The organism is Pusillibacter faecalis (assembly GCF_018408705.1).
GTDB lineage: Bacteria > Bacillota > Clostridia > Oscillospirales > Oscillospiraceae > Oscillibacter > Oscillibacter faecalis.
In genome coordinates, this window is record NZ_AP023420.1 from 1,885,024 (window position 1) to 1,899,723 (window position 14,700).

Genomic DNA, 14,700 nt, shown 5'->3' on the forward strand with positions numbered 1-14,700 from the left:
CACGCCGAAAGCGTGCGGTCTTGATGTTATACGGAGATTTTTTGGCGGAGAGGACGCCCGAAGGATGCGTGCCGGACCGCAGCTGCGGCTTCTCCGCTCATGGCCATGAGGCAGATGAGGTTCGGCATACACATCAGAGCGTTGCAGATATCGGAGAGGAGATAGACTGTTTCCAGCCGGGCCCGGGCACCCAGCAGCACTGCCAGCACATATACCAAACGGTAGGCCATCCGACCCCGATCCCGGGTAAGGTAGGAAAAGGCGGTTTCCCCCTGGTACTCCCAGCCAAGGATCGTGGAGAAGGCGAAGAGCACAATGAAAAGGGCAATGCACTTGCCACCCAGGTCCCCCAGAACGGTCTGGAAGGCGAGGATCGTCAGTGCCGCGCCGTCCACTGGCGCGCCAGAGGCGTCTACCGCTCCCAGGACGCCGGAGCAGCAGATGGCAAGGCCCGTGACAGTACAGATGATAATGGTATCGAAAAAGGCGCCGGTCATGCTGATATAGCCCTGCTGGACCGGGCTGGAGGCGTCGGCAGAGGCGGCGGCAATTCCGGCGGAGCCAAGCCCCGCCTCATTGGAGAAAACGCCCCGGGCGACACCCCAGCGGGCCGCAGCCCACATGCCGGCAAATCCTCCTGCTGCCGCCCGGGGGGAAAAGGCGGAACAGAGGATCGCAAGCAGCCCTTCTGGCAGGTTTCCCAGGTTTCCGCCGATCACCACAAGCCCCGCCGCGAGGTAGAGAACCGCCATCACGGGCACCAGGACGGAGGTCACTTTGGCGATGCTGCGGATGCCGCCCAGGATGCCGAGCAGCGCCAGCCCTGCCGTTACCAGGCCTACGGGCCCCGCTGGCAGGGCAAACGTGCTGGAGAGAGCGTCCGCTATAGCATTGGCCTGGGTCAGACTGCCGATGCCAAGGGATGCGCCTACGGCGAACAGGGAGAACACCGTGCCAAGAAGCCGTCCGGCCCGCCGTCCGAACGCGGCCTCCATCACGTACATGGGGCCACCCGCCCACTGGCCCCGGTGGTCTCGCCGCCGAAAGCGCACAGCCAGCACACTCTCGGTAAAGATGGTGGCCATGCCAAAGAGGGCCGAGAGCTCCATCCATACCAGGGCCCCTGGCCCGCCGGCGACCAAAGCCGTGGCTACCCCCACAATATTGCCGGTGCCGATGGTGGCTGCCAGGGCCGTCATCAGGGCGGAGAAGGGGGAGACACCCTGCCCGCCCGTTCTGCGGGCTTCCCGCCCCAGCGCGGAGCGCAGGGCATAGCCCAGCCGCCGCCAGGGAAGAAACCGCAGGCGGATGGTCAGATAGATTCCGCTACCCAGCAGCAGGGCCAGTGTGGCGGGGCCCCACAGGGCATTATTGAGCGTATACAGCATGGCACGGCCTCCTCTTTGCTGCCATGCTATGCGGCGGCGAGAGAAAAAATCCCGGCGGAGTGCACCTGCATACTCCCGGAATCAGAAAAACAGCGCCCTGTGGAACCTGCCACAGGGCGCTGATTGTTATAGGGTGATCTCCGGTTTTTCCTGAGAGGCGCCCGCCAGCAGCGGGGCCTCCTCCTCCAAGAAGGCGTCCACCTGCTGAGCACAGCGGCCGATGTACAGCTTTGGGTCCAGCACGGCCTCCATCTCCGCTTCCGTCATGCCGAAGGCCGGCTCCGCCGCCAGGCGCGACAGGAGGTCGCAGGGCTCCCCCTCCTTCATCCGGGCGGTGGCGGCCATGGAACAGGTTCGGATGATCTCATGGAGCTCCTGACGATCCCCACCTCGCTTGACGCCCTCCATCATCAGGTTCTCTGTGGCGATGAAGGGCAGGTACTCCCGGCAGGCTCGGTCCACGATTTTTTCGTTGACATGCAGACCGTCCGTGACGTTCTGGGCAAGGCGCAAAACGGCGTCTGCGCAGAGGAAGCCCTCCGGCATGGAGATGCGGCGGTTCGCAGAGTCGTCCAGCGTCCGCTCCAGCCACTGGACGGAGGCGGTCATGGGTGCATTTACGGCGTCAGCCATCAGGTAGCGGCTGAGGGAGCAGATGCGCTCGGAGCGCATGGGGTTGCGTTTGTAGGCCATGGCAGAGGACCCGATCTGGTGTTTTTCAAAGGGCTCCTCCACCTGCCGGTCATGCTGAAGGAGACGGATGTCGTTTGCCATGCGGTAACAGCTCTGGGCCATGGCGGAGAGGACGTTCAGAATTCGGCTGTCCACCTTGCGGGGATAGGTCTGGCCGCAGACGGAGAAACACCGCTCAAAGCCGAACTCCGCGCTGATCTGCCGGTTCATCTCGTCGATCTTGGCGCCATCGCCGTCAAAGAGGTCCAGGAAGCTGGCCTCCGTGCCGGTAGTGCCCCGGCAGCCCAGGAATTTGAGGCTCCCCAGGACAAAGTCCAGCTCCTCTAGGTCCGCCAGAAAATCCTGCATCCACAGCGCGGCCCGCTTGCCCACCGTCACCAGCTGGGCGGGTTGATAGTGGGTGTAGCCCAGGGTGGGGGTGGCCTTGTAGCGCTCTGCGAACTTGGCGAGGTTCGCCACTACCGCCAGCAGCTCGCCCCGGAGATACCGGAGCCCCTCCCGGTAAATCACCAGATCCGCGTTGTCGGTGACATAGCAGCTGGTGGCTCCCAGGTGAATGATGCCGGCGGCGGAGGGAGCGGCCTTGCCATAGGTATACACATGGGCCATGACGTCATGGCGGACCTCCCGCTCCCGCTGGGCGGCGGTCTCGTAGTCAATGTCGGTGATGTGGGCTTCCAGCTCTGCCACCTGCTCCGCGGTGACGGGAAGCCCTAAGTTGTGCTCCGCCCGGGCCAGAGCCACCCACAGGCGTCGCCAGGTCTCAATCCGCATGTCGGCGGAGAAGAGATGCAGCATAAACTCCGAGGCGTACCGGGACGCCAGAGGGGATTCGTACTTGTCTTTAGACATAAGAAGTCCACCTTTCTTTCGCTTATAAAGTCAGGAGGCACCGGAATGGGTGCCTCCTGAGGGTGCGGTCTGTTTCGCCGGAGGCGAAGCATGGATGCGGAGAGTGTGCTAAATGCAATAAGCAGCCGAAGACAAACAACGCCAGAAGCACACTCGACGGCTGCGGGACGATCTGGTAGAGGAGGAAGGGATGGCAGAGTACCTCGCCGGCGCGATCTACCTGAACACAGCAAGCAGCAGCGGACGCTCCCTTACCGGATGATAATGGAATCTCTTTCCGGCCCCACGGAGACATAGGTGATGTGGCAGCCGATGGCCTGCTCCACATACTCCACGTACTTGCGGGCAGCCTCCGGTAGGTCCTCCCAGTTCCGGACGCCGGAGATGTCGCACTGCCAGCCATCCATGGTCTCCAACACCGGTTTGGCGTCGGGCAGGACGGAGGGGAAGGGGAACTCGTCAATGATCTCGCCGTCCAGCTCGTAGTGGGCACAGATGGGGATTTTGTCAAGGTAACTCAAGACATCCAACTTGGTTAGAGCGATGTCCGTGGCACCCTGGCACTGAATGCCATAGCGGGTGGCCACCAGGTCGATGGGACCTACGCGCCGGGGCCGGCCGGTCTTGGCGCCATACTCGCCGCCAGCCTCCCGGAGTTTGTCAGCCGTCTCACCGAACCACTCGCAGGTAAAGGGGCCCTCACCCACGCAGGAGGAATAGGCCTTCACCACACCCACAATCCGGTCCAGCCGGGCAGTGGGGAGGCCGGAGCCCACGGGGGCGTAGGCTGCGATGGGGTTGGAGGAGGTGGTGTAGGGGTAGATACCGTAGTCCAAGTCCCGCAGGGAACCCAGTTGCGCCTCAAAGAGGATGCGCTTGCCCTCTGCCTGGGCCTGACGCAGATAACGGGAGGTGTCGCAGACATAGGGCCTGATCTTGCCGCCGAAGTCTTGAATCCAAGCCTTAAGCTGATCCATGGTGTAGGGCTTGGCGCCGTACACCCGCTCCAGCGTCAGGTTCTTCCACTCCAGAATTCCCGCCAGGTGCTCCCAGAGCTTCTCCGGATAGAGCAGCTCTCCTGCGAGGACGGTCTTCTTCTGATACTTATCCGAATAGAACGGCGCGATGCCCTGCTTGGTGGAGCCGTACTTCTTGTCCGCGAGACGGGCCTCTTCCAGCGCATCCAGCTCCCGGTGCCAGGGCAGCAGCAGCGAGGCTCGGTCGCTGATCTTCAGATTTTCCGGCGTGATGGGTACGCCCTGGGACATCACATCCTGCATCTCATTCCAGAGGTTCTCGCAGTCCAGCGCCACGCCGTTGCCCAGAATGTTGACCACGCCCTGGCGGAAAATGCCGGAGGGCAGCAGGTGCAGGGCAAATTTTCCCAGGTCGTTCACCACGGTGTGGCCGGCGTTGCCGCCGCCCTGATAGCGCACCACCACATCGTGGTCACTGGTCAGCAAATCCACCATGCGGCCCTTGCCCTCGTCGCCCCAGTTGATGCCTACGATGGCACAATTTGACATACGAAAAACCTCCCGGTTTTATTTTGTCGCTGAAATTCCGAAAAACCCAGCCTGCAATATTATACCGGTCCTGAACCTATAAGTAAAGAAAAAAGTTGTTATATTGAAGATTATTTCTGCTAATAAACGCGAAGGAGGCGGAGCAGACCAGAAAGAAAGCTGCCCCGCCGGACACAAGGAGGGCAGCTTTCAACGTGAAACTGTGAGCTGTATGTTATTTCCGGGGGCGAAGGGCCTTGAGAAGTTGAATTACCGCCATAGAGCCAAGAGACAGCCCCACGATGGCACCCACCAGTCCGGCGGAGAGCTGTGCCACCTGGAACAGAGGCTCCAGAGCCGGAATCAGCAGCACTGCGGACAGCAGCAGCGCGCCCACCACAAAAGCGCCCAACAGGTAGCGGTTGTTCCAGAAGGCCCGCGTGAAGACAACGGGTCGGTCGGCCTTGCAGTTGAAGCCGTGAAACAGGCGGCTGAGGCACAATGTGGCGAAGGCCATGGTGCTGCCGGTGGCCGCGCCGCCGCTGGCAAGGCCGATGTGGAAGGCGGCGATCACCGCCAGGGCGATCACCAGCCCTTCCGTGGCCACACTGGCCAGGAAGGACTTGGTCAAAATCCCCTCATTCCGGGGACGGGGCTTTTCCCGCATCACGGTATCAGAATGGGGTTCCAGCCCCAGGGCAATGGCGGGCAGGGAGTCTGTCAGGAGATTGATAAACAGCAGGTGTACCGCAGCAAAGGGTACCGGCAGCGCCGCCAGGGAGGCATACAGCACGGTCAAGATGGCGGCGGTGTTGCCGGAGAGCAGGAACTGAATGGCCTTTTTGATGTTGGCGTACACATTTCGGCCGTTCTTGACCGCCTGAACGATGGTTGCAAAGTTATCGTCTGTCAGTACCATGCCGGCGGCGTCCTTGGCCACCTCCGTACCAGTGATGCCCATGGCGACGCCGATATCCGCCTGCTTGAGGGCAGGGGCGTCATTGACCCCGTCGCCGGTCATAGCCACCAGGCATCCCCGGTCCTGCCAGGCCCGGACAATGCGGATTTTGTGTTCCGGGGAGACCCGGGCGTATACAGAGACCTTGGGCACAAATTCCCGCAGCTCTTCGTCGCTCATGGACTCGATCACGCCGCCCTCTACCGCCTCGGTGCCGGGGGTGAGGATGCCGATTTCCCTCGCGATGGCGGAGGCTGTCACCTTGTGGTCGCCGGTGATCATGATGGGGCGGATGCCGGCGGCAATACACTCCGCCACAGCGGCCTTGGATTCCTCCCTGGGCGGGTCCATCATAGCAATCAAACCCAGGAAATTTAAATCATTTTCGTCCTCCAAAGATACAGCTGCGCGGTCCACAGTGCGGCAGGCAAAGGCCAGCACCCGCAGCCCCTGGCTGGAAAACTCCTCATTTACCCGCTCGATCTCAGCACGTTCCTCCGCGGAGATGATGCAGCGGTCCAGCAGGACGTCCACGGCGCCCTTAGTCACCATCACAAGACCGCCGGAGAGCTGGTGCACAGTGCTCATGAGCTTGCGGTCGGAGTCAAAGGGAATCTCTGTCAGCCGGGGCCACTTCCCACGGGTAGTCAGCTCATCAAATCCGTAATCCTCGCCCAGCCGGACCAGAGCGGTTTCCGTGGGGTCCCCCACCTCGCCGTTTTCATCTACAGTTGCATCGCTGCAAAGAAGGGCTGTCCGAAGCAGAGGCTCCTGGACTGGGTCATGGAAGTCCGCTTCACTGGCATCCACGATTTTCCCGCCGGTATAAAGTTTTTTCACCGTCATTTTGTTTTGTGTCAGCGTACCGGTCTTATCAGAACAGATCACGGACACACTGCCCAAACCCTCCACGGCCTGGAGCTTGCGAATGATAGCATTTTCCCGGGCCATTTTTTGTGTGCCAAAGGAGAGCACGATGGTGACAATGGAGGAGAGCGCCTCCGGGATGGCTGCCACGGCCAGGGCGACGGCGAAGAGGAAGGCGTTCATGAGATTTTCCTGCCGCAGGAACACGCTGACGCAAAAAAGCACCGCGCAGATCACAAGAATCCCAATGGAGAGCTTTTTCCCAAACTGATCCAGACTCACCTGCAGGGGAGTCTTTTTCTCCTCCGTGTTTTTGAGCAGAGATGCAATCTTTCCCATCTCTGTGTCCATGCCAATGGCCGTCACCAGGAATTTTGCCCGGCCATAGGTGACAAAGCTGCCGGAGAATACCATGTTCCTCCGGTCGCCCAGAGGTACGTCGCCGGCGATTTCACTGAGGTCTTTCTCCACCGGCAAGCTCTCGCCGGTCAGGGCGCTTTCCGCGCACTTGAGGCTGGCGCACTCCAGAAGTCGGCCGTCCGCGCACACGGAGTCACCGGCCTCCAGTGACACCACGTCGCCCACAGTGACCTCGCGACCGGGGATTTGAAGCACTTTCCCATCCCGCAGCACCTTGGCTGTGGGGGCGGACATCCGCTTGAGACTGTCCAGAGAGGCGCTGGCCTTTACGGTCTGCACGGTACCTAGAATTGCGTTCATGGTGATCACTGCCAGAATCACGACGGTGCTCTCTACATCCCCCAGGATGGCGGATACGATAGCGGCAAGGATCAGGATGATCACCAGGAAATCTGCAAACTGCTCTGCAAAAATACGGGGAATACTCTTCTGCTTGCCGGACTGCAGCTCATTGGGGCCATGCTGTTCCAGCCGGGCCGCTGCCTCCTGGGAGGAGAGTCCGTCCTCGGAACAGTCCAGGTCCCGGAGCAGCTCCGCCCGGGTCCTCTGCCAAATTGGCCGTTCTTGGTTCATAAAGAAATCCTTCCTTTCTTGGCAGAACGCAAAAAGGCGAGGCTTTTGCGTCAATGCCCTGCATTGATACAAAAGTCTCGCCGTTTCAACCTGGAGCGGGGCCATGGCCCGTATTGACGCCCATAGGTACACAGAAAACTGTGCCAGCTACTCCCTTTTCGTACTGAAGGCACTATACGTCATTTCTCACAGAATGTCAAGTGGTACCAGAAAAATTACAGGTTTTTAAAAATTTGCGGCGGCAACCGGAGAGGTCCAGCATGTTATCGCTGCGGCACGCACCCGTTTTGTAGGTAGATCCGCTGCCCTTTCAGCATCGGATAGACGACGAGCTGATCGGAATCCAGACGCTCCCGGTGCAGATCGACGCAGGTGATCTGACTATTTTCGTAAGTGGTGTAGTAGTAGAGCCCCCGGTCGGTGTTGCAGCAGGAGGTGTAGAGCGTGTGCTCAAAGCCGTCGTCACCGGCGCGGGCACAGCCCCGGTACTGCGCCACAGAGCCAAGAATATGGAAGCACTGGCTGATGCTCTCGGACTCTGACGCTCCAGAGACGGAATTGAGTTTGGTAAAGGCCGCTCGGACAAAGCGGGAGGCAGAGGAGAGGTCCCCGGGCAGACCTAGGGCGCCCATGCCCAGACTGTAGGGCTCCAGGTGCAGCTCAGGTGAAAAGCGGTTCGTGGGGGATTCCCGGGTGAGGTTGAGGAAGTTTGTGAGGTGGTGCATCTGAAAGTCAAAGGGGGGATTGTTTGTCAGGACTCCCACTGGATTGTCATAGACCCGCAGGCCCTCCTGGACGGACTCCAGTGTCATGGAGCCGTCCCGATCCGAGATCATCCAGTGCAGGGGAGTGAGCGGCAGACGCTCGCTGAAGGGCAGGCGGATCAGATTCAGCCGCCGGAGAAGCACCTTGACCTGGTCCAGGGAGGTACACTGTCCCAAAAGCCACGGGATCAGCTCATAGGGGGCGATGTTATCCATGTCCGGAGCCTCCGGCTTAAAATCTGCATTCCCGGGGAAGTTCAGTCCTGCAATGCTCAGCCCCTTTTCATTGGTGGCGTCATAATAGAGAGGATAGCCTCGATCCACAAGAGCCACACCGATGATGGCATAATGTTTCCTCCGGAGGCCGGCCCTCCGGAAGGGTAGGGGGAAGTTCCTGGGGGTGATGGTCACAGTCTCCTGGTAGGAGGATGGAAGATCCAGATTCCGGCCAAAATAGTGGTCATGGGTTCGATAAGTGACTGCTGTACACATAGGCTGCACCTCCGTGATACTGAGTATGTTTCCTGTTGGTCCCCGATCTTATGCAGCGGGTACCCTGGATGTGAAAAAGATATGCCGGTCTCCTGGCGGGAAAACCGGCGGGACCATTGCGCCAAAGCACCCGGTATGCTATACTATTCGGGCAGATGTTACAAAATTTTCTAGAGAGGGATATGAACGCTATGGCAGCTATTGGTTTTGACAACCTCAAATACCTCACCATGCAGTCCGAACAGATCAAAAAGCGGATTGCCCAGTTTGGCGGAAAGCTGTATCTGGAGTTTGGCGGGAAACTCTTTGATGACTACCACGCCTCCCGGGTACTGCCGGGCTTTGAGCCGGACAGTAAGGTGCGGATGCTCCAGCAGCTCAGGGACGATGTGGAGATCGTGATCGCCATCAACGCCGCGGATATTGAAAAGAACAAGGTGCGGGGGGACCTGGGCATCACGTATGACGACGATGTGCTCAGACTGATTGACAGCTTCCGCAGCCTGGGGTTGTATGTGGGCAGCGTGGTGCTGACCCGCTACAGCGGCCAAAGCGCCGCCGACGCGTTTTTTAAGCGTCTGAACACCCTGGGCATCCGCTGCTACCGGCACTATCCCATCGCGGGATATCCCTCGGACGTGCCCCACATCGTCAGCGACGAGGGCCTGGGGCGCAACGACTATATCGAGACCTCCCACTCCCTGGTGGTGGTAACGGCCCCCGGCCCCGGCAGCGGCAAGATGGCCACCTGCCTCAGCCAGCTCTACCATGATTACAAGCGGGGGGTTCGGGCCGGCTACGCCAAGTTTGAGACATTCCCCATCTGGAACCTGCCTTTGAAGCACCCGGTGAACCTTGCCTACGAGGCGGCCACGGCGGACCTGGACGATGTGAACATGATCGACCCCTTTCATCTAGAGGCCTATGGAAAAACCGCCGTCAACTATAACCGGGATGTGGAGACCTTCCCGGTTCTCAATGCTATGTTTAAAAAAATTCAGGGTGAGTCCCCCTATAAATCCCCAACGGATATGGGGGTAAACATGGCGGGGAACTGTATCGTGGATGACACAGTGTGCTGTGACGCCTCCCGGCAGGAGATTTTGCGCCGGTACTACACGGCTTGCGTAGACAGGCTCCAGGGCGACTGCGACGCGCCGGTTCGCAAGCTGGAGCTGGTGATGCAGCAGGCGGATGTGACACCGGAGATCTGCCCGGCGGTTTCGGCGGCACTGCTGAAGGCAGAGACTAGTGGCGGCCCCGCCGGCGCCATGGTGCTGCCGGACGGCAGCGTGGTGACAGGAAAGACCTCCGACACACTGGGAGCCGCGTCGGCCCTGCTACTGAACGCGTTGAAGGCGGTGGGGGGCATTGATGACCACTTTGAACTGATCTCTGCACAGGTTCTGGAGCCGATCTGCAAGCTCAAAACCCGGTACCTGGGCCACCGCAACCCCCGCCTCCATACCGATGAGGTACTGATGGCTCTCACCATTTCCGCCTTGACAAATCCCTTGGCAGAGCTGGCTCAGCAGCAGCTTCCCAAGCTTCGTGGTTGCTCTGCCCATTTCACCGTGGTTATCAGCGATGTGGATGAAAAGCTTCTGAGAAGCCTGGGCCTCAACGTCAGCTGTGAGCCTAAGTATGAGACCAAGAAGCTCTACCATAAATGAGAAATCCGGGAGAGAGTCTCCCAGACCAGCGGGCCGATGACAGCGTCGGCCCGCTGTCTGATCAGCCCCACGGACAGAGGGCCTCTGCGGTGGGAATGCCTGTACAAATACGCCAAGAAAATTCCAAAAAATTATACGCAATTTTACGCAAAGACACCTTACTTTTTTCGTAAACAGTGCTATAATGAGCACAACACGCCCGGCATGCCGGGGAGAATGAGGAAGGGGTACAGGCACAATGGCAATCAAAGTGGGAATCAACGGCTTCGGCCGCATCGGGCGCGTGGCGCTGCGGATTATGGTGGAGCGAGGCTCCAGCACTTACCAGCCCTGCGGGATCAATCTGCGCAACGCGGATTTAGACTATATGGTGTATCAGGTGAAGTACGACTCGGTGTTCCGCACCTTTACCGGCCAGGTGGACCGGGACGATCGGCACCTCATTATCAACGGGAAGAAAATCCGGGTTTACAGTGAAAGCGACGCATCACTGATTCCCTGGGACGACTGCGGCGCCGAGTACATCATTGAGTCCACGGGCGTCTATAATACCGTGGAAAAGGCCTCCGTTCACCTCCATGGCGGTGCGAAGAAGGTCGTGCTGTCCGCACCTTCCAAGGATCATGTCATGCCTACCTTTGTCATGGGCGTAAACCACAAAAAGTATACGCCGGACATGGATGTGGTCTCCAACGCATCCTGCACCACCAACTGCCTCGCCCCCATGACCAAGGTGATCAATGACACGTTCGGCATCAAGCAGGCCCTCATGAGTACCATTCACTCCGCAACCGCCAAGCAAAAGGCCGTGGACGCCCGGGCAGGCCGGGACTGGCGGACGGGCCGCAGCGTGCTGGGCAACATCATTCCCTCCTCCACCGGCGCGGCCAAGGCGGTGGGAGAGGTGATCCCCGAACTCAAAGGCCGCATGACTGGCATGAGCTTTCGGGTGCCCACCAACGATGTGTCTGTGGTGGACCTGACCGCCCGACTCATTCAGCCTGCCACCTACCACGATGTCTGCGTTGCCATGGAGAACGCCTCGAAAAACAGCATGAAGGGAATCATCACCTGCACCACAGATCAGGTGGTGTCCTCGGATCTCACGGGTTTTTCCGAGACATGCATCTTTGATGAGACGGCGGGCATTATGCTGGATAATGACTTTGTCAAGCTGATTGCCTGGTACGATAACGAATGGGGCTACAGCAACAAGCTGCTGGACCTGATCGCCCACATGCACAGCGTGGACAATCAATAAACAATTTTTCGGCGGCGTCTGTTTACCAGGCGCCGCTTTCATATGCCGGAGGGATATCTGCACCAAGATGCGGCGCCATGGCTGGTCGAGTGGTATTGGGCTTTTCACAGGGCGGTGATATCTGCCAGCCAAAAAGATGCAACAGGCTGAAAGACACCGTCTGTTCCTGCCGAAAAAAGAAAATTCAGGCTTTATTGCCCCTAGCAGATGTGGTATACTACGTTCGTGACAATCTTTTGCGCGAAAGGGAAAGACTATGGAGCAACGCAGAAAAGACGATCTTACCGCCGAGGCGGATGGCATCATTGAGGGCCGCAATGCCGTGATTGAAGCGCTCCGAGCCGGCGAGAGCATTGATAAAATTTACCTGCAAAAAGGTGAGGCCGACAAGACGCTGGGCCATATTGCTTCCAAGGCACGGGGGTTGGGCATTGTGGTGGTGGAGGCGGACAGGCGCAAGCTGGATGGTATGAGCCGCACCCATGCCCACCAGGGAGTCATCGCCCTGGCTGCGGTGCGGCAGTATGTGAGTGTGGACGCCTTGCTGGACCGGGCCGCCGCAAAGGGAGAGCCTCCTCTTCTGGTGATTTGCGATGAGATCTCCGACCCCCATAATCTGGGGGCGATTCTCCGCACCGCCGAGTGTGCCGGCGCTCATGGCCTGATTATCCCCAAGCGCCGCAGCGCCGGACTGACAGCGGTGGTGGCCAAGACCTCCGCCGGCGCGGTGGCCCATCTGCCGGTGGCCCGGGTGCCCAATATCCCGTCAGTGCTGAAGGAATTGAAGAAGCGGGGAATCTGGGTATTCGGCACTGCGGCGGACGGCGGCACCTCCCTCTATGACGCAGATCTCAAGGGGCCTGCCGCCATCGTCATCGGCAGTGAGGGCAGCGGCATGACGCGCCTGACTGCCGAGACCTGCGATTTCCTGGTCAGTATTCCCATGCGGGGAAAGCTGAATTCCCTCAATGCCAGTGCCGCCGCTGCAATTCTTTTGTACGAGGCGGTGCGCCAGCGCCGGTGATGGCGCTTTCAGAGTGGATTTCATCATCAAAAAGAGGATTCACCATGTCAAACCAAGACCCCAAAATTGAAGAAGGGCTGACCGGCGTGCCTGCCTCCGGAGAGGAGTTTTCCCTGGAGGAAATTCTGGCAGAGTACGGCGGCAGTCTGGAGCAGGTTCTGCTGCGGGAGACCGAGGAGGCCACTGGGGAGGAAGCCGCTTCTCGGGAGGCATCTGCGCTGCCGACTCCCACCCCGCCTGCGGCAGAGAAACAGACGGTCCCTTCGCCAGCGGCCCAGGCTGCCGCTCCGGCCCCGAAAGAACCGGCCCCGGAGGAGTCTGCCGGAGAACCGGAGATTCCGCCGCCTCCCCATCCCATTACTTTGGAAGATGTGGTGGGGGTTACGGTAGACGCCGTGATGGAAGAGGGGCGCCGAGAGCCCTTTCTTTCCCCACGGCGGAGCCTGTTTTCCCGCCGTCCGCTGGAGGAGACAGAGGAGCTTCCAAGCGCTCCAGAGTTAGAGCCGGAGCCAGAGCCAGAGACCATTGGACCGGAGGAGGAGCCTCGGGAGGCGGCAGAGGAGTATCGGAGAGCCTGGCACAGCCGCCGTGCGTCACTGCTGCCGGCATTTCTGGTGGCTTTGATTGCTGCTGCGCCGTTGGCTGCGGAGCGATACGGAGTGTCACTACCTATCTGGAACGGCAATTTACAGGTTCAGAGTCTCTTTTTCCTGGCCTGTCTCATGATAGAGTGCCTCCTGTGCCACCACGTATTTGCCAAGGGAATTTCCACACTGCTCCGAAAGCGGTGCGTGGGAGAGCTTTTGGCTGCTGCCGCCTCTGTGGTGGCTGTAGGAGATTGCATGGTCTGTCTGCTGCAGCCGGATAGGACAGCTGCCACACCCTACGGCGCCGCGGCCTGCCTGCTGCTGGCATTTGCACAGTGGGGCGTCAGCCTGGAGAGCCGAGGAATGTACGATACGTTTCGTATTGCCGCCATGGACGACGAGCCGCCCTATCTGGTGACGGACACGGAGCGCGGGGCCTGCAAGCAGCGGGGAGCGCTTCCGGGATTTTATACCACCGCCATGCGGGATTCTGCCGCCACGCTATGGCAGACGGTGCTGCTGCCGGTGATTCTGGTGGCGTCGCTGGTATTCGCGGGGCTCACCTCACTGGGGGAGGGGCAAAGCGCTGACTTTCTCCTGAACTGGTCCGCAACGCTGTGTGCAGGTGCTACCTGTACGCTGCCGCTGTGCTGGGCGCTGCCCTGGGCAAAGCTGGCCCGCCATCTGCAAAAAGTAGGCTGCGCCGTAGCGGGTTGGTCCGGCGCGGAGAAAATCAGCCGCCGCCGGGGTATGATTCTGACGGACACGGACCTATTTCCGCCAGGGACGATCCAGCTCAATGGCATCAAAGTTTACGGTGAGGAACGGCGGAAGGTGGCTTCCTATGCCGCCGCCATGGCCAGGCGGGCCGGCAGTGGATTGGAGAGGCTTTTTGACGGTTTTTTGCGCAGCGAGGGCGGCGGCCCTTGGGAGAACGTGGACGATTTTAGCTTCTATGAGGAAGGCGGCTGGTCCGCCGCCATTCACGGGGAGTCTGTCCTGATGGGGACTGCCTCTTTCATGCGGAAGATGGAAGTGCGGCTCCCGGGGGATATTAATTTGAAAACCGGCATTTTTCTGGCGGTGGATCATCAGTTGATAGCGGTTTTCGCTGTGAAGTACAATCCGGCGGAAAACGTAGACTTTGCTCTGCGGATGATGCGCCGCAGCCGGATTATGCCGATTTTGGCCTCCCGGGACCCCAACATCACGCCGGCCCTGCTTAAGCGGAAATTCCGCAAGGGCGTTCGGGTGGAGTATCCGGACCTTGCGAGCCGGGTGGCCCTCAGCGAGGCGGAGCAGGACCGGGATCTGCCCCGGGCACTGCTGTTCCGGGAGGGACTGCTGCCCTATGCCGAGACGGTGGTAGGCAGCCGGAGGATGTGCAAGGCGGTTCGCCGGGCGGCGGCCATCAGCCTGGCCGGGAGCGCGGCTGGCGTTTTGCTGGCGTTTTACCTGCTGATTCAGGGGGCGTATGACCTGCTCAATCCCTTTGCACTGATGGTGTTTTTGCTGTTGTGGGTTTTGCCGGTTGTGCTGATTTCTGACTGGGCGGGCAGGTACTGATTTTTAAAATGGAGTGTGCGGAGCCGCTGACAGGGCCTTTGACCTGACCAGCGGCTTCGCCTTTTTGACAGATTTTG

9 protein-coding genes are annotated in these 14,700 nt (G+C 59.9%); 4 read left to right on the forward strand and 5 right to left on the reverse strand.

All coding sequences use genetic code 11. The features are described from left to right. Positions 1-26 precede the first annotated feature (26 nt). The 5 genes from KJS55_RS09400 to bsh all read right to left on the reverse strand — a co-directional run bounded on the left by KJS55_RS09400 (position 27) and on the right by bsh (position 8,512). Positions 27-1,388, reverse strand: a complete 1,362-nt coding sequence (locus KJS55_RS09400; RefSeq protein WP_213543228.1) for an alanine/glycine:cation symporter family protein — start codon at positions 1,386-1,388, stop codon at positions 27-29. Between the two features lie 126 nt (positions 1,389-1,514). After that, complete coding sequence (gene purB, locus KJS55_RS09405; RefSeq protein ID WP_213543229.1) at positions 1,515-2,933, reverse strand: adenylosuccinate lyase; 1,419 nt, start codon at positions 2,931-2,933, stop codon at positions 1,515-1,517. 251 nt (positions 2,934-3,184) lie between these two features. Further along, entirely contained in the window at positions 3,185-4,459 is a 1,275-nt protein-coding gene (locus tag KJS55_RS09410; protein ID WP_213543230.1) for an adenylosuccinate synthase, read from the reverse strand. A gap of 214 nt (positions 4,460-4,673) precedes the next feature. Beyond that, the gene (locus KJS55_RS09415; protein ID WP_213543231.1) at positions 4,674-7,256 is read right to left on the reverse strand and encodes a cation-translocating P-type ATPase; all 2,583 of its coding nucleotides are present in this window, start codon (positions 7,254-7,256) and stop codon (positions 4,674-4,676) included. A gap of 263 nt (positions 7,257-7,519) precedes the next feature. Then, positions 7,520-8,512, reverse strand: a complete 993-nt coding sequence (bsh, locus tag KJS55_RS09420; protein WP_213543232.1) for a choloylglycine hydrolase — start codon at positions 8,510-8,512, stop codon at positions 7,520-7,522. Positions 8,513-8,703: 191 nt separating this feature from the next. Between bsh and KJS55_RS09425 the strand changes: the two genes are divergently transcribed. From KJS55_RS09425 to KJS55_RS09440, 4 genes are all read left to right on the forward strand, one after another. Continuing rightward, positions 8,704-10,185, forward strand: coding sequence for a DUF1846 domain-containing protein (locus KJS55_RS09425; protein ID WP_187029207.1), 1,482 nt, complete (start codon positions 8,704-8,706; stop codon positions 10,183-10,185). 238 nt (positions 10,186-10,423) lie between these two features. Further along, positions 10,424-11,446, forward strand: a complete 1,023-nt coding sequence (gene gap / locus KJS55_RS09430) for a type I glyceraldehyde-3-phosphate dehydrogenase (protein ID WP_187029209.1) — start codon at positions 10,424-10,426, stop codon at positions 11,444-11,446. 256 nt (positions 11,447-11,702) lie between these two features. After that, positions 11,703-12,470 carry a 23S rRNA (guanosine(2251)-2'-O)-methyltransferase RlmB gene (gene rlmB, locus KJS55_RS09435; protein ID WP_187029211.1) on the forward strand — a complete coding sequence of 256 codons (768 nt, stop codon included), beginning with the start codon at positions 11,703-11,705 and terminating at the stop codon, positions 12,468-12,470. Positions 12,471-12,514: 44 nt separating this feature from the next. Then, a complete protein-coding gene (locus KJS55_RS09440; RefSeq protein ID WP_213543233.1) occupies positions 12,515-14,623 on the forward strand; it encodes an HAD family hydrolase in 2,109 nt (702 codons plus the stop codon). The last annotated feature ends 77 nt before the right edge of the window (positions 14,624-14,700 follow it).